The sequence below is a fragment of the Paraburkholderia sp. genome, assembly GCF_035656215.1.
Taxonomy (GTDB): Bacteria; Pseudomonadota; Gammaproteobacteria; order Burkholderiales; family Burkholderiaceae; genus Paraburkholderia.
Genome location: NZ_DASRSY010000095.1, coordinates 1 through 18,258 on the forward strand (window position 1 = coordinate 1; position 18,258 = coordinate 18,258).

Consider the following 18,258-nt stretch of genomic DNA (forward strand, 5'->3'; position numbering starts at 1 on the left):
TGCGCTGGGATTCAGGCGCTATGGCTACACCGAAGAAGCAGGCCGGATCGCACGCGACGTGTGTGGGGCGGGGGGCTTTTTCATGCTGAACCAGCTACCTGAGCTTTATGCGGGCCTGCACCGGGACGCGGCGAATTTTCCAGTTCAGTATGCGGGCGCCAACGTGCCGCAGGCCTGGGCTGCCGGATCGGTCTTCTCACTGCTGCACGCGATCCTTGGCCTGCAGCCGGATGCACCGCACAAGATGCTTTATGTCGACCCTGTGTTGCCGCCGTGGCTTGGCGATGTGACACTCAGGGACTTGCGTGTCGGCGAGCAGACGTTCGATATCCGCTTCCGGTGGACCGATGGGACAACACAGTTCGACGTGTTGAGAGGAGACCCGGCATCCGTCAGGCATCGGGAGATGGCCGTATGGAACGACCTGCTCAGGCGCAACGTCGAACATGCCTCCGGGTCATAGGTCGCCGCGCCCAGACCGCCTGCCGCGCCGCTTCATCATGCACGGACTGAACAGGCTACCCCTGGTCCTGTCGAACGATGCGGACCAGAATCGATGCGAGCGGAATGGGGTGGATGCGGCCGTTTACCGTAACGGGAGCAGTGGCCTGTGACGCGCATGCGGTATATCCGTTGCGTCAAGCCGGACCGCCCGATTGCCAGCTTCGTTCGCGCCCGTCCGAACTTCCACGGGAACACACGTGCCTCGGATGCACGAGAGTGCTCCTGTCATGGACTCTCGCGCATGCGCCTGGTGAATTCCTCGCCATGCTCCTGGATGATGAAGTCGCGCGGCGCGACCAGAAGAAGCTCGGCGCGCGTCTCGTGTGTGCCGGCTTCGGGCTAGGCAAAACACCAGGTACCTTCAACTTCGACCGGCTGCCGAAGCTCAACCGTGCGCACATCCACGATCTCGCCACCGGTCGTTACATCGATGAGAAGGTGGCCATCCTGATGGCCGGTCAAACAGGCGCCGGCAAGTCCCACATCGGCAAGGCGACCCTTCGAGACGCGAGCTTCAATCAGCGACGCTTGCCAAACGACATTCGACGCGCATGAAGGTACGGGCCTACGAGGGCTCTTCGCCCCTAACCGGGGCAGGGAGAGACTCAAGGAGTCTCGAAAGCCTTGCCTGCTGCTGCGGAGTCAGCCCTCGTGTAGCGCTTACCTGCTGAACACGTCCACGCCAGTAGGTCCGGCTGAACAATGAATCTGCGCCATCCGCCGACAGGATCCGTTCAAGATGCGCAATCGCTTCCTCGGCTGTCAGGGGTGTGTACGGACTCTCCCTCTCTCCAGGCCGTTTTTTGATTGTTGTTTTCATCACTTCTCTCATGTGGTGACCGGTTGTGTCCGGTTCGTACGTCAGGCTTCGGTTGAGCCTGTTTCTGTCAAACAACACATGCGGGCTCGCCCCGCTGAACAGCAAACTTGCGCACCCCGGAGCCGCGACGCGAGCCGGTCGACGCCTCGACGCAACCCATCGCCCGCGCATGGCACGGGGAATCCTTAGCAAAGCTCGGCGGCGGCCACCCACGTCATCTTCTCGAACTGCCTGAGAACGGTGTTCAGCGACCCGGAGAACGTTTCGGCAAACGATATCGTCATGTCCTCGAAATCACGTTCGCTGCTGGACACAATCTGGACGCGCTCGACGTCACGGGCGACCGGCATCAGCACTTGCCAGACCGCGGCGACCCGCAAGCCGCCGCTCCTCGTACGAACCGTGATCTGATGGCCTGTGGCCGTTAATAGCCCGGCAATTTCCGGTGTCATTCTCCAGCCCTCTCTCTGATGTGTTTGTCTTGCTATCCACGCGGGCGGTGCGATCACATTCGCCCGCGCGTTTGATGCCACCACTCATGATGATTCAGATGTCGTAGCATCCTTGCCCGTGTCCGCTCACGGCGATAGTGACCAATCACCATGAGCATCGCGATACTTAGGGCCGAGCCCCCAATGATCAGGCCCATCCAGATTTCACTCATGACACATTCCTCTCGTGGAAGCACAGGGGTGTTGCGTGAATGGTTCACGCCGGTTCGTGCGGTGCCTCTGCACGAACCGGCCGGCGCGCGCGTCGCGTTACTGCATGTGCTGGCCGCCGTTGATCGCGATATTGGAGCCGGTCACGAAGCCGGCATCGTTCGAGCACAGGTAAAGCACGAGCGCCGCCACTTCGTCGGGCTTGCCCAGACGCCCCATCGGGATATTCGGCAGGACCTTCGTATCGAGGATTTCCTGCGGAATCGACGTGACCATCTTCGTGGCCAGATAGCCCGGGGAAATCGTGTTGACGGTGACCCCTTTGCGCGCCACTTCCAGCGCCAGCGATTTGGTGAAGCCGTGCATGCCCGCCTTGGCCGCGGCGTAGCTGGTCTGGCCGACCGAACCCTTGGAACCGTTCACGGAGGAGATGTTGACGATGCGCCCCCAGCCGCGTGCAACCATCTCTTCGCACAGCGGCCGGGTCATGTTGAAGACCGAATCCAGATTGGTCCGGAGGACCGCGTCCCAGTTGACCTTGTCCATCTTCCTGAGCGTCATGTCTCGCGTGACGCCCGCATTGTTCACCAGAATGTCGACAGGACCGACTTCGACCTGAATTCTGGCCACGCAGTGCTGGCATGAGTCGTAGTCGGATACATCGACCGGATACGCGCGAAAGCCCCGGCCTTGAATTTCCATGTTAGCCAGCCATTCGGCTGCGCCGGTGTTGTTCGGCGAGTACGTGACTACCACTGCATAACCCGCGTCATGCAGTTTTGTGCTGATCGCTTCTCCAAGGCCGCCCATCCCGCCCGTCACTACAGCGATTCGTTTCGTCATCCTTTCCATCCGTGATCGTAATATCTGCGAGGATCATGAATACCCAATGGCCGTCTCGCACAACCCGCCATTGCTTTGCCACAATGCGCTGCCGCCTCCGGCGTTGCGGGAGGGAACGGCTTCAGCATTGACTGAACTGCGCGGGTTTTTGTAGGCTTGTGGTATTGCGCGAATGGAGTCTGGTGCGCCAGCGAGCTACAACATGCCGCGACGGCGCACTGCTCTAAAAATTCCAGATGTCCCGAATGATCAGGCGCGTCCGCCCGACTGTGACGCAACTTTCCTGCTGGCGTCGGCGGCCATCGCGGAGACATTGGCCTGCGCGGCTTCTACAACGCTACGGACCGACTTGCGCACCGTTTCCGCCGTGTTGCTGGCCGTTGAAAACGCCGATTTCACGGCAATGACAGCCGTCTCTGAACCCGCCGGTGCATGCCGTGCCCAGCTATCGATGCGGGCCTGTACATCGCGGCTGAACTGGTCGTACTGCGCGTCGATGATCTTCGACGAGGCGGACTGGGCCGCGACCGCAATGGCATTGACATGCTGCTGGTACGCGAGCGTCTTCCCTACAGCGGACTGGACAACATTTAATGGCGAGGCCAGCCACTCTGCACCCGCCGCATCGGGTTTGGTTTCCCGCAGACGCGCGACGTTTTCTGCCAACACGGTGTGTCCCGCCTGTAGGTTCAGCTCGGCCAGCTTCTGCGCCCCCTCAAACGCCGCGTTGGCCAGCGAAAAGAAGGTCGAAACAGTCGACTTGTAGAATTGCATCAGATCTTCAGACGGAAATTGGTTCATTTTCTCTCCTGGATTGATATTCGAAACGCCGCTCCGCCCAGTGCGCATGCCATTAGTTTTCTGACTGCGGGTCGGACAGGTGTTTCGCCTTCAAAGCCACCATTAGTACGACGAATTAACTGGAAGACAGTCCAACCCGGATCAGCACATCTTCACCCGAGATCCAATAGACGAAACATAGCGTGATTCTGACGATCGCCTCGTGGCCACCCAGTTAAGCGTGACACCTGATTGGGGCCGCCGCGCCGCCGGTGGGACATCTTCGCGCACGGCAGTTGCGGTGTATGCAGTTACCTAGAAATGAATATTAGAGTGTTCATTCTAACCAGAAAATGTTAAATCAAACTGCTCGGTTGCTAAGTAGATACCCTTATTTTGTGTGGAACGCACGCTCGTGAAGGGGTAGGCGAACCAGGATGGGCATCAATATGCCGGGCGCAATGACTACGAGGTGGCGCGTCAAATAAGGGTTGAGCCAGGATACGACGCACGCAGTGCGCGGGTGCACCACCGCTGCTCGTTTTGCGATCACGGGCGAACGCCGCACGCGCGCAAAAGACCATGCGGCAAAGCCAGCGGTTGTCAAGGCGGTAGTCAAATCTGTCGCGACAGGAACCACGAAGCGACCCGTCGCACGTCGCCTGTAGCTGCGTGGTCCGATGCGCCTGTGTGACCGAAGGCGCGGTCCGGATTGCTCCGCGCGGGACATCGGGTCAGGAACATGGTTTGCGTCCATCGCGTGCACGACGGCTTGCAGCCGCCGGTCGGCACCACGCCGATTGAACTGTCATCGACATCAGGAGGCGGTATGCGATTCTTAACAACACAGGACGGGCTTCCCCGCGTTTCGTGGGGCGCCGTGATTGCGGGCGTGATCCTGTCCCTCATCGTTTATCTGGTCCTGAGCGTGCTCGGCACGGCGGTCGGCGCTTCGCTGCTCTCGCCGCTGTCGCGGCCCAATCCGCTGCAAGGCTTCGGCTTCGCCTCGGGAGTCTGGATTATCGTGACCACGGTCATCGCGGTGTTTGCCGGTTCCTATTTCGCGGGCCGCTGCGCTCCGGTACTGGGCTGGCTACATGGTCTGCTCGCCTGGGCGGTGATGATCCTGGTCGTCGCATACGGAATGACATCGATCATTGGCGGTGCAGTCAGCGTAGCGGGCAATGTCGCGTCTGCGGGGGCTACGGTGGGCGCGACAGCGAACAGCCAGCCCGGAGGCGGGACGGTCGCGAACTCTATCGCGCAACAGGTGCAGGGTGTCATCGCGCCGGCCGCCTCAGAAGCCTCGAGCCCGACTGCGGCAGCGGATGCCCGGCAGGCAGGCGATACGGCAGCCCGTGACGTTGCGCGTGCAAGCTGGTTTTCGTTCGCGGCGCTGATTGTCGGTGCAATCATTGCGTTGGGATCGGGAAGCCTCGGCTTCCGTCATCAGCCGCCTTTCGAGGAGGGCGGGGGCGCCGCGCTGGACGACGCGCCGTTGAACGAGACGGCACCACGTGTGACCCGGCCATCGCGCCCCGTTCGTTGAGCCAGACCTGAGAGGCACAGACGCCATCGTCAGTGCGATGACTCCACTGACGATATATGTTACGGGTGCTGCGGCTCCGGTACATCGACCGCAAGACCAGGCGCGCCGGTTTCGCAAGAACAAAGGTACGGGTGCGGTGCTTTGTTATATGGGCCACGTGTTGACCGACAATCGGCACGGCCTGGTGGTCAACGCGCAGGTGACGCTGGCGACGGGCACCGCCGGGCGCGACGCCGCTGCGCAGATGCCTGCTGATGCCGCCAGCGTAGCGCCGCGCGGCTACCGGCGGCGAGCGCACGAAATCTGTGTTCGCAACGTGAGAAACACCGCGTCAGCATCCGTCGTAACGATACAATTTTACCGGGCCGCCGCCGGTCCGGTATCGGGCGTCGTTCAGCCAGCACCAGTGGAGCAACGTCGCCGCATCCGGTCTTCGGCGCCAGCGAGCGGAAGCCGGGCTTCGGCGGTGTAAAAGGGTGGATGCGCCCGACACACGGATAACAGCATGCGCAATCTGAAGGGCTTCTACCTCCTCCTCTTCGCGGTATCGCTCGCGTTCGTGTGGATCCTGCTTCCATTTTTCAGTGCAATCTTCTGGGGCACGATTCTCGCGGTTATTTTTCAGCCGCTGCAACGCAGTCTGACTGTCAGATTCGGCAACCGGCCCAATGCGGCGGCGCTGACAACGCTCGCGTTGTGCGTGCTGATCGTCATTCTGCCGGTAGGCCTGATGGTCGGTACGCTCGCGCAGGAAATCGCGTTCGCCTACGACCAGATCAAGAGCGGTCAATGGGATTTCGGCCTGTACTTCCAGAAGGCCGTGCATGCGCTGCCGTCGTTTATGCAGCAGTGGCTGGGCAACTTCGGGCTTGCCGATGTCGCGGGTCTGCAGGCGAAGCTGGCCGATGGGGCTGCCCGGATCAGCCAGTTCATGGCGGCGCAGGCAGTCGTCATCGGCCAGAACACGCTGCAGTTCGCGATCGGCTTCGGCATCATGCTGTATCTGGTCTTCTTTCTGCTGCGCGACGGTAGCGTGATTTCGCGGCGCATTCGCGAGGCGGTGCCGCTGGACGATGCACACAAGCGCCGGTTGCTCGGCCGGTTCACCACTGTGGTCCGGGCCACGGTCAAGGGCAACATTGCGGTGGCCGCCGTCCAGGGTTTGCTGGGAGGCCTGGCCTTCCTGTTCCTGGGCATCAAGGGTGTCCTGCTCTGGGGCACACTGATGGCGTTTCTCTCGTTGCTGCCCGCCATTGGCTCTGCGCTCGTCTGGGGACCCGCGGCCGTCTATTTCCTGCTGGCCGGCCCATTGTGGAAGGCGATTGTGCTGGTGCTCTTCTGCACGCTGGTCATTGGCGCAGTAGACAATGTGCTGCGCCCGATCCTGGTCGGCAAGGACACGAAGCTACCAGACTGGGTCGTGCTGATTTCAACGCTGGGCGGAATGTCCGTTTTTGGCATCAACGGGTTTGTGATTGGCCCACTCATTGCGGCCCTTTTTATATCCTGCTGGGATATTTCGGTGCTTGAGGACCGCGACGACACGCCGACGCCAGATAGTGCCGCGCTGTCAGGCGGTAAAACCGGTGCCGCTCCGAAGCGCCCCGCCAGGACGAGCAGCCGAAGCTGACGGCCAGAAATCATACCAGCGCACACAAGGAATGATCACGTCACGGTCAAAGTGATGGACGGCGAAGGACGGGAGCGACATTTACGCGGCCACGCCCCCGTCCGCGCCCCGACACTGTCGTACAAACGACCTACGCCGTTGGCCCGGCGCCCAGGTCCGCGCCCGTCGTCGGATCGGACGAGGTGTCCGATGCGGTTCGGGAAGCCATGGCCTGCAACGTCTTCACATCGTTCTTCGACACATTGACAGTCGCCAGCCCGTCGCCGCCGTCCACAGCTGGCTCAGGCGACTCGACGTATTCCCATCCAGGTCCCTCGTTCCACGGCCCGCGCGGCGCATCATCGCCTTGCGACATGTTGTAATAGACGCCCGTGTATTCAGGGACGCCCGGGAGCTTGCCCTGCGGGAAATTCGGCTGGATCGAGTGCAACGCCTTTTCGAATGATTTCTGATGGGCAATCTCCCGCGTCATCAGGAAACCAAGTGTTTCCTTGATGCCGGGATCGTCGGTCACGTTAATCAGCCGCTCGTAGACTATCTTGGCGCGTGCCTCCGCGGCTATGTTCGAGCGCAGGTCCGCTGTCGGGTCGCCGATCGTGTCGACATAGGAAGCGCACCACGGCACCCCGGCCGAGTTCGTAAGCGCCGGGCCGCCCCCGTAGAGCAGCGCCGTGGTATGCGAATCGTTTCCGCCGCCCGTCATCGACCGGTAAAGTTCCGCTTCGGCTTCCACCGCTTCAGCCAGTTGACCCTTCGCGCTCTTGTTAAGCATGGCGACGATCGATCCCACGATCTCGAGATGGCTCAATTCCTCGGTCGCGATGTCAAACAGCAGGTCCTTTCGTCCCGGATCATCTTCCCCGACGGCCTGCGTAAAGTAGCGGCATGCTGCGCCCAGCTCGCCCTGGGGGCCGCCGAACTGCTCCAGCAGAAGGTTGGCAAGGCCCGGATTGGGAGCCGCCACGCGAACGGTGTACTGCAAACGCTTGTTGTGGATGAACATGACATATCTCCGGTGATCGGCGCCAGACAATTCTTCATCGCGGAAAACGGATGCCGGAAATTGAAAAGTCGATGCGCCGAAGGGTTGACCAGACAGCGGCGAGACCGGCTGGTCCCGTCGCACCCGACTCCGGGCGTCTGGCTCTCAGAGCGCAAGCTCTGGCGGTTGCACCGCGAGATTGCCGTGCAAGACATCATCTGCCGATACACTCAGCGCACGGGTTGTGCCCGCTGCGAATAATCAATGTCTGTCGGACGCAATTGCGCTGCAGCGAGACGGGGCGAGTGAGCGTTGGTGCAGGATGGCGAGGCGAAACGGTCTAAAGTGCGCTGCGATGGAGGGCCTCGTCGAAGAAAGCCAGGAGATCGTGGACGAGATCGAGAAAGGGCGGTGCTCGACGCCGATCTGATCGGGGCCGATGACGTAAAGTTACAACCCCTCCATGAAGTGAAAAATCGTCTGTCCTGATGGCAACACCACGCCAACACGCGTGGCCAAGCCGGGGCGTATCAGTCAGCGAATGCGTCACGGATTTGCCTGGCACGCTTCACGTCATCGCTATGCAGGTAGATCGACGTCGTCGCAATCGAGGCATGACGCAGATTGTCCCTCACGGTCGTGAGCTCCGCGCCGCGCGCGAGGGCATGAGTGGCATGCGTGTGTCTGCAATGGTTCGCACGAGCATCCACTCGCCCTCGGTAAAAGCGTGGGACGTGTCGAGTACGGTTGGGCGACTGGTGCCGCGTACCTTGACGCCGGCAAACGGGTTCGCCAGCAGATAGCGCTGCTCGATCAGCCAGCGGAACATCGCCCCAAGCACCGACAGAGCGTAGGCGGTCGAGCGGGCCGACAGTCCGCCCGAGAACGGTCGCCCTTACGGCGAGTTGCGTGGCCGCACGGAACCCACCCAGCGCTCGCGTGGCGTCGGTCGCCGCAGGAAACCCCGGTACGCGATTGCATCCTCCGTCGTCAGCGACGACAGGGCGCGCGCCCGCTTCGTCAGTGCGGGATGCGCGGCGAAGAACGCCTCGATCCGTCGTGCCGCCGCCGGACCGAGGCCCGGCACTGCTTTCCACCACTGGCGCCGGCGGGGAATCCGTACGGTCAGATCGGCCAGCGTATCGATACCGTGCGCGCGCATTGCGTTCCCGGTTCTCACGGAAAACCATCGTTCGATGTCGTCGCTGATCTGCGGCTCCGGCGCTGACAGCGACCGGAGCATCCCGATCGCGTGCGTCACCGCCCTGGCCCGTTCGATACGTTCCGACGCCGGATGCGCGAACAGGATGGCGAGATCGTCGCGGTGAAGACCGCGAGCCGCCCTTCGGCTCAGTGCAACCGCGGTGGCGGGTTACAAAGTCCAACGGCCATCTGCGGCTCAGCACGGCGGCCGATTGACCGGGGATCGACGTGGGTGCGCGGTGCACACCGGGCCCACCGATAACGACGACGGACTCAGCACACATCGGGACGACCCCCCCGAACCGTCGTAGACGGCACGGAGGGCGGGTTGGCCGCCGTGGTCAGAATTTCGGGACGGGGCGGGCGCCGAGAGCGTAATCATGCGTATACCACCAGACGTTATCGATGTATTGGGCTAGGCGTTGGTCGATCATGCCGCCCGTGATGGCAGACATGGCGACGCGATCCAGGACTTCGACATCAGGTAGGTCATTAATCGTAAGGGTCGTCATGGCAGTTCTCCTAAAAGATAAGTCAGTAAATAAAAAGTTTGGCGACATACCGCTCGCGGTGCCGCTAACTGATCTAAAGCACATGGCGCGCCATGTCTCGGGAGAGCGCCGGGAGACGGCTCGTAACAGCTTGAATATAACGATATATCGATCGCGGCCGGGTGCTTATGAGGGCCGCGCGCAGCACCAGATGGTGGGCTAGTATCCAACACACCAGGACGTACTGTTGGATCCGAGCAGCAGTTGAACGGCCCTCAGGTTTTTAGTACGTCGGTAAATCAACGACGCCTTTGTCCGGCGCATCGTGCGAGTCCCATAGGCCGTGTCGTCAAGCCCTATCGATTTGATCGAACGATGGACGGCAGGGTTGCCCTTACTGATTGCACTTTTCGTGCATGTCGGGCGCCTGTGCGAAGGTGCGTTGGTCACTCGCTCGACGGCCGCCGCGAACGTGTCTGCCGCGGAGCGACGCGCCGGACAGATCAGGCGTTTCAGAGAACTTATTGTCAACCATTTCCGCGAGCATCGTCCCGTGGACTTCTATGCGCAAGAGCTCGGCATGACCGTGACTCAACTCGGCCGCGTCTGTCGCGAAGAGATTTCGAGCTCTCCCCTTACCGTCATCAACGAGCACCTCGTGCGTGAGGCGCAACGGGATCTCGTCTATTCGCATATGTCGGTCAAGCAAATCGCGCATGATCTCGGGTTTACCGACATCGCCTACTTCAGCCGCTACTTCCGGAAGCAGACCGGCGTGACGCCAACCCAATTCCAGAAAGAAGCCATCAAGGCACTTGCAATCGATCGACGGCCTACGCAGTGAGGCCGGTTGAAAAAAGTGGAAGCGTCGGCCACTCACTCGGCCACGCTGATGCGGCAGCGCTATTCCGCCGGCGTTGACACCCTGATCGATCTGCTCGATACGCAACGCCAGGAGTTCACCGCGCAGCAGAATGTCGTCGCGGGGCGGGCTGAGTTGCTCAATGACTTTGTGTCGCTACAGAAAAGCCTCGGCGCCGGCTGGCAGACGCAGCAAGGTTAGCGCGCGAATGTGGCTATTTTCCTGAAGAAAGTGCGAATCGCATCGCTGCGGTTATCCACAGAAAATGTTCATATCCTTGTGGACAAGTCCTGGCCAAACCCGCCAAGTGATTGAGCGCAGAGCGATTTCCTGATTGATGCGGCGAACACGCGCATCCAGGCAGATCGCTGTCAACGCGCCGCTCATTCCGCCGGAGCGGCCAGCAGCGACACCGGCACGCCGTGGCAACTCACTCTGGCCACGAGCGCAGCGCCGAGGCCAGCGCTCATTTTTGTGTGAGCGTCGAACGACGAGACTTCCCGGTCGACACGCAGAATGTTGATCGGCCAGGATGGCCGGGAGAGCCGTTCGTGCGCGAAGGCGCCGACCCACAGCGGCGTGGCTGACACGCCGTTCTCCACGGCATAGCCGCTCGGCCAGAAGCGCAGGACATCGCGCTCGTCGCGGGTGTCGCCAGGACGCATGAAGACCAGCGACGAAGGCACGCCATTGTTCAGCTTCGGCAACACCGGCAGCGCCACCGCCGCGACGTTTGGCGACGCAAGCGAAAGCAGGCTGTGCGCGGACAGGTCCGTGCCCTCGACCCATCCCTGGGCGCGCAGTTGCCCTCTGATCGAATCGAGGTTCGACACCCATTGCAGCGTAAGCGGTTCCTTGTGGTCGCCGCCCATATCCGAGCGATAACATGGCAATCGCTTCGACAGCGACGCGGTCCACTCTGCCTGCGTGACCAGCACGGGCGGTGGGCGCAACGTGCTGTCCGGTGGTGGCGCAGGTGGATTGACGCCCAGTTGTACGCCTACGCTCCCGAGCATCACCACCAGCACCACGACCGGCATCAGGCGGCGTGTGGGCGGCACTTCCGGATGCCGCAACATTGCCGTCAGCGCGACGATCGCCACCCAGATATACGCGAGCGCAGCGCCGCCGATCGCGTCGGAGACCGAGTACCTGCCGAAATAAAGTCCCGCCAGCGCGACCACGATGACGACAACCGTACTCGCGGTCGCCACCAGCAAACCTTCCAGCATGCCGACCCGGCGCGCGAGCAGGAACGCCAGGAAGCCGTAGACGATCACCGTCGCGGCGACGTGATTGCTCGGAAACACGTAGGCGCCGGACATGAGTTCGTTGGGCGGCGCGCGATGCATGGCGAACTGCAGGGCGAAGATCAGCAATTGCGAAAACACGACGGCGGCGAGCCAGTAACCGATGGTGCGCCAACGCCGCTCCAGCAGCATCCAGACCACCACCGTCACGATCAGCGCTGTTAGCGTGGCGACGCTGCCGAGGGTCGCCAATCCGGCAAGGACGGTATCGCTCCAGGGCGTGCGCACTGATTGCAGGAAGTGATAGACGGATAGATCGACGGTGACCAGCGGATCGCCGCTGATGACGTCTTCGAGGACCCCGAAGAAGAGCGCGCCCGACACCAGCACGATCAGCGACGTCACCACGATGCTGCTGGCATCCGGCTGTTCCGGGTCCAGCAGTCGCCGCGCGAGACGGCCGAACGGCCCCGGGTGGCGGCAAGCCCAGCTTCCCAGATAGCGGCCCGCCGCGCTCGACCACGCACTGGCATGCGAGAGCAGGAAACGCATCGCGCGAAAGCTCAGCCAGACGATCCCTACCAGCAACGCGATGACGACAACGAGGCGGAACGACACGGCGCCCGCCAGCAGCACCGAGGCGCCGAACACCACGCCCGGCAGGATATGCGCGGGTGCCCATAGCAGCGCCGACAGTACGTTTATCGCGTAGAAGCGCAACGGCGTCATGTCCAGCATGCCCGCCACCACCGGCACGATCGCCCGCAATGGTCCGATGAAGCGGGCGAACACGACGCTCTTGGCGCCGTGTTTCTGAAAGAAGCGCTGGCCGGCGTCGAGTACCTGTGGGTGTGTGCGGAACGGCCAGAGCTGGACGATCCTGGCCTTATGGCGACGGCCGATCCAGAAGCTCATGCCGTCCCCGGCGATGGCGCCCGCGATCGCCCACAGGAATACCCAGCCGAGGCTCAGTGAGCCGGTGCCGGCCAGCGCGCCGGCGAGGAACATCGCCGTGCTGCCTGGGATGAAGGTGCCGATGACGGCGATGGCCTCCAGGAAGGCCGCAAGAAAGATGACCGTGAGCGTCCACGCCGAATGGCCGGCAAGCAGATGCAAAAGGTGGATGTAGGCGTGCTCCATCGTGCGCGATCAGCCGTTCTGGCGTAACGGTTGATCATAACGCGCACGGCGTTGCCCCACCTTTTTGCAGACCGGCATCGGGTGAGATGCCGGCGCACTATCTCACGAAGCCGTCAGCGAATCGCCGGCTACGTGGACCCGCTCGCCGATCTGGACATCCGGCTGCGTCGGGTAGCTGAAGTTGCGGTAGCTGCCGTCCTGCATGCGCACCTGGACCTGATAGGTGGTCTGCTTGCGCACTGCGTGCTCGATTCCATTACCGGCGAGCCCGCCGCCGACAACGCCCGCGATAGTGGTGAAAATCTTGCCGCGTCCGCCGCCGATCTGATTGCCGACGAGACCGCCCGCGACCGCACCACCCAGTGCGCCGAGTCCGGTGGTCGGCTCAGGCGCCTGGACCGTGTTGATCGCGACGACTTCACCCGCATAAGGATCGGCGACCGGCCGTGTAGGCGCGGATTCGTACGGTGCCTGGTATCCCTGATTGTTTGCGTACCTCGGCGACTCCGCTGCGGGCGTGCTGTGCGGGTGATATACGCGCGGCCGTGGCGGGGCTGCTTGCTGAACGGTTTGCCGAACCGGGTTCGCCTGGGGCACGGCGACCGGCGCGCTCGCAACCTGCGCCGCGACTGTCGTGGCAGGGAGTGCGGGCTCCGTAATGGCGTGCGAGGTAGGCAGAACGCCTGTCATCGCCGCGATGCCGGTGGCGCTCGCAAGAATAACGGCCACTGCCGCGCCGGCGACCAGGGGGTGAATGCGGTTGCGTTGCGGATTGCTGGAGGTGAGGTTCGTGTCGTTCATTGCGGGCTCCGCGGGTAGATGCCTGCAATAACGCCGCAGCGGCGCGGGCGGTGGACGTCAGACGCACGCTGCTTTGTAAGCATTTGTACAACTTGCCGATCGGGATTGGCGCGCTCAGATTTCGTCGGTAAATTCGTCGAGGAAACGCTGTAAGCGGTCGTGACGGATTTTCGCCAGACGTGCGCCGGTTGCCGTCTGGAAACCGGACGCCAGTTTCAGCAGCTTGGTGTGGAAATGGTCGAGCGTGTACGCCATGTCGTCTAAAGGACGTTCCGCTGCGTGCGGGTCGGCCGGGTCGTACAAGGCGCGGCCCATCCGGCCGGCTACGTAGAAGCAACGCGCGACGCCCAGCATGCCGATCGCGTCGAGACGGTCGGCATCCTGCAGCGTTTTTGCTTCCAGCGTGGTCGGCGCAACGCCGGCTGAAAAACTATGCGCCTCGACCGCGTGCGCCACGGCCTGAGCTTTTGCGTCAGACCAACCGAGCGACGTCAACACGCGCGCGGCTTTTTCCGCTGACAGGCGCGAAGCCTGTGCACGCAGTGGCGAATTCTTCTCTACTGCCACGCAGTCATGCAGTAGTGTCGAGGCGAACAGCACCTCTGCATCGCCGCCTTCTTCCGCCTGGATGGCCGCCGCGTTTTTCCAGACGCGCTGCAGATGTGAGGTGTCGTGGGAACCGTCGCCATTGTCGTCGTATGCGTGGGGCAACAAACTTGTGGCCAGGTCTTGAAATGGAGCGAAGGCGGGTTTCGTCATGAGTGTCGGGCGAGCAAAAAGAGCCGCAGATTATCGCCGATTGTCGATCAAGCCCTGATTGTCAGCGATGAACAAACGCGGCTCGCGACCGGTCTTACTGTTTGACCGGGTTCCTTTATGAGCGTCGTCCGCTCGACATCGCTACGATGGTGTGGGTGCTTCGGTCGAGCAATTCGACGACATGACGGAGTAGGCTATGAAAATCGTGACTAAAGTTATTTTTGCTTCTGCGCTGATGGTGGGTCTGACGGGTATGGGTTATGCCCAGTCGGCAAATCTTGGCGCCAATGGTACGAACGGTTTACAGGCAGGCGGGGCCAATAGCGCGGGAATGGGGCTGGGAACAGGTTTGGGCACGGGGGCGGCAAGCCCGAGCCCAATGCCAGGTGCGGGCACGGTGGGTGGCTCCCCTGTGACCGGCGGAGCCGGCGGCATTGGATCAGGACCCGTGCTTAACAACATGCGAGCGAATGGCACCAGCCTGAATATGAATCCGAATCCCCGCGCGCCGAACGTGTCAGGGACAGCACTCGCACCGCGATAGTTCGCGGGGAGTGTGGAGGGCGCGCTGAAGATTAGAGCCAGGCGTCCCGTGGTTGTATTTGTACGCGCGGTTTTTTCTCGCAGTGGTGCGTCACTCAGCCGGAACCAGTTGCAGAACGATGCGCTTCGCGGACGCGAGATGTTCCACCGTCATCGATCGCGCGAGGCGAGCATTGCCAGTCTCGCATGCTTCGAGAATCTTGAGGTGCTCGTCCTGGAAGGCCAGTGTGTCGGCGAGCAATGTGCTCTGCAATCGTTCGTAGCGCTCGACCTGGGCGCGCAGCTCGCGGATCGTTTTCAGCTGCCGGCCATTCGCGCATGGACGGTATAGCAGTTCATGAAACTCGCGATTCAGTTCGCCCTGTCTTTGCGCTGTCCCGGCGTCACCCAGCACCCGGTGAACGAGTTCGGCGCGCGATAACGTCTCGCTGTCCATGCGTTTGACCGCGTGGAAAATGGCGTCTCCTTCGAGCAACATGCGCAGGCCGTATATCTCGTTCAGGTCGGACTCCGTCAGCGTTCGCACGACGGCGCCGCGATTGCGCATGAGCTCGACCAGTCCTTCGCCTTCGAGCTTTTGGATGGCCTCTCTCATCGGCACCCGGCTCACCCCGAATCGGTCGGCGAGTTCGCGCTCGACTAGCCGTGCGCCGTCTTCCAGTTCGCCGGCCGCGATCAGTTCGCGCAGTGAGGCGGCAATGGCGTCGGCTGTCGAATCCAGTTTGTGATCCATGTGCGGCGAGTCCTTGTCGTTTGGGATAATGGTATACCAAAACGGCCATGCGGATATAGAATCGAGGTGTTGTGAATTCAATCCTGGGTCAACAGCAAAGGAGTAGGCATGGCATACGGCGAGCACAAATACGCGGTATCGGTGCAGTGGACAGGCAACCGCGGCAGCGGCACCTCGGGATACCGCGAATACGGTCGGGACCACGTCATCGCAGCGGGAAGCAAGCCCGACATTCCCGGCTCATCGGACGCGGCGTTTCTCGGCGACGCGAGCCGGTGGAATCCGGAAGATCTGCTGGTCGCTTCGGCGTCCGCCTGCCACAAGCTCTGGTATCTGCATCTTTGCTCAGACGCAGGCATCGTTGTTCTGAGCTATCGCGACAACGCCGAAGGTACGATGCTCGATAGTCCGGAGCAGGGGCGCTTTTCGCAGATCGTTCTACGCCCGCACGTCGTCATTCGGGCGGGTGACGACGTCGAACTGGCTGGGCGTTTGCATCACGTGGCGCATGAGAAGTGCTATATCGCGAACTCGGTCAATTTTCCGATTCTGTGCGAGCCTGTCATCGAGACGGATGGAGCGTGACGGATGCGTGGCAGTCACCGGTACCTGCACTGGCGTCCGTGAGAGACATCGCAACGTAACTGACAAAGCAGTGTGGAATGTGTAGGACGGAACCGGCCGTTTGCCCGCCGCTCATCGAAACAACCGGGAGCGGGCGGGCCGCATCGATTTAATGCAGCAAAGTCATCTGCACGACCTTTACGATAACGAGGGCGACAGCCACGATCAGATAACCGCGCAGCACACCCATCCAGATGCGTTTGGACATGGTCAGTTGCGGCGCGGGCAGCTCTTCCAGCGGGGGCATGCGCCACGTATTGCGTGCTTCTTTCGAGAACTGTTGCTCGCTATCCGAAACAGCGGCAATCGCTGAAGTCGTGGCATCTGCCGGTACGGGTCGCAGCCTGCGGACCGTCACGGTTGCAGCGTAACCGACTACAGCCAGTAACGTGCCGCCGGCCAGTACGTCAATAATGGCTTCGCCGGTAATGTCCGGATACATCACCGATGCAGTCAGGATGATGGAGAGCATGACGAGCACCCAGACAACTGCGCCAGTAAAGAAGTTAAGTTTCTTTGAGTTCACCCAGGGACCGAGAACCGCGCGGTCGTTGCACAACAGCAGCAGAAACACCGTTGCACTCGGAAGCAGCACACCTGCGAGTGTCTGCACGGCTTCAGTCAGTAGTCCGAGCGGGCTGCCGGGAATCAGTACCAGCGCCGCTGCGGCCGCGATAATACCGAAGTAGACGAGATAGAAACCCTTCGCGTCCGTCACGCCGCGATGCAGCGAGTGGCGAATCTTGAACACGTCGCCGATTGCATAAGCGGTGGACAGCGAGACGGCGGCCGCGCCGATGATGCAGGCGTCGAGCAGCGCGACTGCGAAGAGAACCGCGGGTGTGCGTCCGGCATACTTTTCGAGGCCGGCGATCACGCCGCCCGCATCCGTGAAATTGCCGAACTCGGGTTTGCCTGCATACAGGGCGGCGCAGAACGAGATCATGGCTACCGCGCCGATCATCACGAAGACGATGCCGATCCACAGGTCGGCTTTCTCGTACTTCATGAAGCGAGGCGTGATGCGTTTATCCACGATATAGCTTTGCTGGAAAAACAACTGCCACGGCGCCACCGTGGTACCAACAATGCCGATCACGAGCAGCATCACGTCGCTCAGTTTCGAGTTGGCAGGCCAGTTCGGAATGAAGAAATCGTGTGTCATCTGGGCAACCGGCGGATGAATCGACACCAGTACCGGCACCAGCAATAGGCTCAACAGACAGAGCACAACCGCGAAGCGCTCGAAACGCCGGAAGTTACCGGTACTGACCGCGGCCATCGTCACTGCCGCGGCAATGCAAACGCCGGTCACTTTCGAAATGCCGAAGAAATCCAGCACGAACGTGATGCCGATGAATTCGGTCACGATAGTGAGCGCGTTCAATATGAACAGGTCGACGACGCTGAATGCCCCCCAAAACTTGCCGAAGCGCTCGAAGATCAGCCGTGCATGACCGACGCCGGTGACAGCGCCGAGGCGCAACACCATTTCCTGATTGACGAAGAGAACGGGCACGAGCAGCAGCATGGTCCACAGCAGGGTGGTGCCGTAATTTTGCCCCGCCTGGGTGTAGGTGCCGAAAGCGCCGGCATCGTTATCGCCGACCATCACGATGAGGCCAGGCCCAAGGATCGCGAGCAGCGTTCGGATGCGGGCCCACCAGTTATTGCGAGGTGCGGTGTCGTGATGCGCGATAGTGCCGAGCGCGCCTTTGATGTCGCCGAGATGGGCTTCGTCGAGAACGGCGCTGCGTGGTGGTGAGACGTTAATTGGAGTGGACATTTCTAACCGCCTGAGTGGGTGTGATTTGATTGCAGTGGCGCGCTTTCGGGATTCGCTGCACGAGTGTCATCGAACGAGGTCGAGCGACAGCGGCGCATGCGGATCGCGAAGGCGTGCGGGTACTGACTGTGGGCGTTACCAGGCTGAGTACGAAGCTGAGTGCGAGAGGAGCGCTTTGACGCGGTGCCAGGACACGGCGAGCCAGTGCGGCTTGCTGCTGTGAAGCGCGAGTGCGGCGTCGCTGTGGATATGCGTTTGCTGCAGGGTCGGTACGAGGATGGCGATGTACATGGTAT

General features: G+C 61.6%; 14 protein-coding genes and 6 pseudogenes. 8 read left to right on the top strand and 12 right to left on the bottom strand.

Annotated features, from left to right (window positions below; genetic code table 11):
• Nucleotides 1–463, top strand: a pseudogene (locus tag VFE81_RS05330) (amylo-alpha-1,6-glucosidase); the annotation flags it as partial.
• 305 nt (nucleotides 464–768) lie between these two features.
• Nucleotides 769–1,059 carry an ATP-binding protein gene (locus VFE81_RS05335; protein WP_325043598.1) on the top strand — a complete coding sequence of 97 codons (291 nt, stop codon included), beginning with the start codon at nucleotides 769–771 and terminating at the stop codon, nucleotides 1,057–1,059.
• A gap of 450 nt (nucleotides 1,060–1,509) precedes the next feature.
• Here the strand turns inward: VFE81_RS05335 and VFE81_RS05340 are convergent, their stop codons facing one another.
• From VFE81_RS05340 to phaP, 3 genes are all read right to left on the bottom strand, one after another.
• Nucleotides 1,510–1,776, bottom strand: a complete 267-nt coding sequence (locus tag VFE81_RS05340; RefSeq protein ID WP_325043599.1) for a hypothetical protein — start codon at nucleotides 1,774–1,776, stop codon at nucleotides 1,510–1,512.
• Nucleotides 1,777–2,085: 309 nt separating this feature from the next.
• Nucleotides 2,086–2,829: an acetoacetyl-CoA reductase gene (gene phbB / locus VFE81_RS05345; RefSeq protein ID WP_325043600.1), complete on the bottom strand. Its 744-nt coding sequence runs from the start codon at nucleotides 2,827–2,829 to the stop codon at nucleotides 2,086–2,088.
• Between the two features lie 249 nt (nucleotides 2,830–3,078).
• The gene (phaP, locus tag VFE81_RS05350) at nucleotides 3,079–3,630 is read right to left on the bottom strand and encodes a TIGR01841 family phasin (RefSeq protein ID WP_325043601.1); all 552 of its coding nucleotides are present in this window, start codon (nucleotides 3,628–3,630) and stop codon (nucleotides 3,079–3,081) included.
• A gap of 808 nt (nucleotides 3,631–4,438) precedes the next feature.
• Here phaP and VFE81_RS05355 point away from each other — a divergent pair.
• The 3 genes and pseudogenes from VFE81_RS05355 to VFE81_RS05365 all read left to right on the top strand — a co-directional run bounded on the left by VFE81_RS05355 (nucleotide 4,439) and on the right by VFE81_RS05365 (nucleotide 6,788).
• Nucleotides 4,439–5,158: a YrzE family protein gene (locus VFE81_RS05355; protein WP_325043602.1), complete on the top strand. Its 720-nt coding sequence runs from the start codon at nucleotides 4,439–4,441 to the stop codon at nucleotides 5,156–5,158.
• 97 nt (nucleotides 5,159–5,255) lie between these two features.
• Nucleotides 5,256–5,429, top strand: a pseudogene (locus VFE81_RS05360) (IS5/IS1182 family transposase); the annotation flags it as partial.
• Nucleotides 5,430–5,663: 234 nt separating this feature from the next.
• Nucleotides 5,664–6,788 (top strand): AI-2E family transporter, encoded by a 1,125-nt coding sequence (locus tag VFE81_RS05365; RefSeq protein WP_325043603.1) that lies wholly within the window; start codon nucleotides 5,664–5,666, stop codon nucleotides 6,786–6,788.
• Between the two features lie 130 nt (nucleotides 6,789–6,918).
• Here the strand turns inward: VFE81_RS05365 and VFE81_RS05370 are convergent, their stop codons facing one another.
• From VFE81_RS05370 to VFE81_RS05390, 4 genes and pseudogenes are all read right to left on the bottom strand, one after another.
• A complete protein-coding gene (locus tag VFE81_RS05370; protein WP_325043604.1) occupies nucleotides 6,919–7,791 on the bottom strand; it encodes a manganese catalase family protein in 873 nt (290 codons plus the stop codon).
• A 509-nt stretch (nucleotides 7,792–8,300) separates the two neighbouring features.
• Nucleotides 8,301–9,109 (bottom strand): annotated as a pseudogene (locus tag VFE81_RS05380) (phage integrase family protein); the annotation flags it as partial.
• Nucleotides 9,110–9,314: 205 nt separating this feature from the next.
• Nucleotides 9,315–9,485, bottom strand: a complete 171-nt coding sequence (locus tag VFE81_RS05385) for a hypothetical protein (protein ID WP_325043605.1) — start codon at nucleotides 9,483–9,485, stop codon at nucleotides 9,315–9,317.
• A 198-nt stretch (nucleotides 9,486–9,683) separates the two neighbouring features.
• A pseudogene (locus VFE81_RS05390) lies at nucleotides 9,684–9,845 on the bottom strand (integrase); the annotation flags it as partial.
• Between the two features lies 1 nt (nucleotide 9,846).
• On the opposite strand from VFE81_RS05390, the pseudogene VFE81_RS05395 reads away from it, so the two are divergent.
• Both VFE81_RS05395 and VFE81_RS05400 read left to right on the top strand, forming a co-directional pair.
• Nucleotides 9,847–10,308 (top strand): annotated as a pseudogene (locus VFE81_RS05395) (helix-turn-helix domain-containing protein); the annotation flags it as partial.
• A 6-nt stretch (nucleotides 10,309–10,314) separates the two neighbouring features.
• A pseudogene (locus VFE81_RS05400) lies at nucleotides 10,315–10,527 on the top strand (TolC family protein); the annotation flags it as partial.
• Between the two features lie 182 nt (nucleotides 10,528–10,709).
• Here the strand turns inward: VFE81_RS05400 and VFE81_RS05405 are convergent.
• From VFE81_RS05405 to VFE81_RS05420, 4 genes are all read right to left on the bottom strand, one after another.
• Complete coding sequence (locus VFE81_RS05405; protein WP_325043606.1) at nucleotides 10,710–12,716, bottom strand: bifunctional DedA family/phosphatase PAP2 family protein; 2,007 nt, start codon at nucleotides 12,714–12,716, stop codon at nucleotides 10,710–10,712.
• A 102-nt stretch (nucleotides 12,717–12,818) separates the two neighbouring features.
• Complete coding sequence (locus VFE81_RS05410; RefSeq protein WP_325043607.1) at nucleotides 12,819–13,517, bottom strand: glycine zipper 2TM domain-containing protein; 699 nt, start codon at nucleotides 13,515–13,517, stop codon at nucleotides 12,819–12,821.
• Between the two features lie 114 nt (nucleotides 13,518–13,631).
• Nucleotides 13,632–14,276: an HD domain-containing protein gene (locus VFE81_RS05415; RefSeq protein ID WP_325043608.1), complete on the bottom strand. Its 645-nt coding sequence runs from the start codon at nucleotides 14,274–14,276 to the stop codon at nucleotides 13,632–13,634.
• A gap of 634 nt (nucleotides 14,277–14,910) precedes the next feature.
• Nucleotides 14,911–15,552 (bottom strand): GntR family transcriptional regulator, encoded by a 642-nt coding sequence (locus tag VFE81_RS05420; RefSeq protein ID WP_325043609.1) that lies wholly within the window; start codon nucleotides 15,550–15,552, stop codon nucleotides 14,911–14,913.
• Nucleotides 15,553–15,660: 108 nt separating this feature from the next.
• Between VFE81_RS05420 and VFE81_RS05425 the strand changes: the two genes are divergently transcribed.
• Complete coding sequence (locus tag VFE81_RS05425; protein WP_325043610.1) at nucleotides 15,661–16,137, top strand: OsmC family protein; 477 nt, start codon at nucleotides 15,661–15,663, stop codon at nucleotides 16,135–16,137.
• A gap of 148 nt (nucleotides 16,138–16,285) precedes the next feature.
• Here the strand turns inward: VFE81_RS05425 and VFE81_RS05430 are convergent, their stop codons facing one another.
• Nucleotides 16,286–17,962 (bottom strand): NRAMP family divalent metal transporter, encoded by a 1,677-nt coding sequence (locus VFE81_RS05430; RefSeq protein ID WP_325043611.1) that lies wholly within the window; start codon nucleotides 17,960–17,962, stop codon nucleotides 16,286–16,288.
• Nucleotides 17,963–18,258 lie beyond the last annotated feature (296 nt).

Bases quoted from the DNA above. Each gene is read 5' to 3' on its own strand.
- phbB (WP_325043600.1), bottom strand. From the start codon at position 2,829: ATGACGAAACGAATCGCTGTAGTGACGGGCGGGATGGGCGGCCTTGGA.
- VFE81_RS05430 (WP_325043611.1), bottom strand. From the start codon at position 17,962: ATGTCCACTCCAATTAACGTCTCACCACCACGCAGCGCCGTTCTCGAC.
- phaP (WP_325043601.1), bottom strand. From the start codon at position 3,630: ATGAACCAATTTCCGTCTGAAGATCTGATGCAATTCTACAAGTCGACT.
- VFE81_RS05410 (WP_325043607.1), bottom strand. From the start codon at position 13,517: ATGAACGACACGAACCTCACCTCCAGCAATCCGCAACGCAACCGCATT.
- VFE81_RS05415 (WP_325043608.1), bottom strand. From the start codon at position 14,276: ATGACGAAACCCGCCTTCGCTCCATTTCAAGACCTGGCCACAAGTTTG.
- VFE81_RS05425 (WP_325043610.1), top strand. From the start codon at position 15,661: ATGGCATACGGCGAGCACAAATACGCGGTATCGGTGCAGTGGACAGGC.
- VFE81_RS05370 (WP_325043604.1), bottom strand. From the start codon at position 7,791: ATGTTCATCCACAACAAGCGTTTGCAGTACACCGTTCGCGTGGCGGCT.
- VFE81_RS05385 (WP_325043605.1), bottom strand. From the start codon at position 9,485: ATGACGACCCTTACGATTAATGACCTACCTGATGTCGAAGTCCTGGAT.
- VFE81_RS05335 (WP_325043598.1), top strand. From the start codon at position 769: ATGCTCCTGGATGATGAAGTCGCGCGGCGCGACCAGAAGAAGCTCGGC.
- VFE81_RS05355 (WP_325043602.1), top strand. From the start codon at position 4,439: ATGCGATTCTTAACAACACAGGACGGGCTTCCCCGCGTTTCGTGGGGC.
- VFE81_RS05340 (WP_325043599.1), bottom strand. From the start codon at position 1,776: ATGACACCGGAAATTGCCGGGCTATTAACGGCCACAGGCCATCAGATC.
- VFE81_RS05420 (WP_325043609.1), bottom strand. From the start codon at position 15,552: ATGGATCACAAACTGGATTCGACAGCCGACGCCATTGCCGCCTCACTG.
- VFE81_RS05365 (WP_325043603.1), top strand. From the start codon at position 5,664: ATGCGCAATCTGAAGGGCTTCTACCTCCTCCTCTTCGCGGTATCGCTC.
- VFE81_RS05405 (WP_325043606.1), bottom strand. From the start codon at position 12,716: ATGGAGCACGCCTACATCCACCTTTTGCATCTGCTTGCCGGCCATTCG.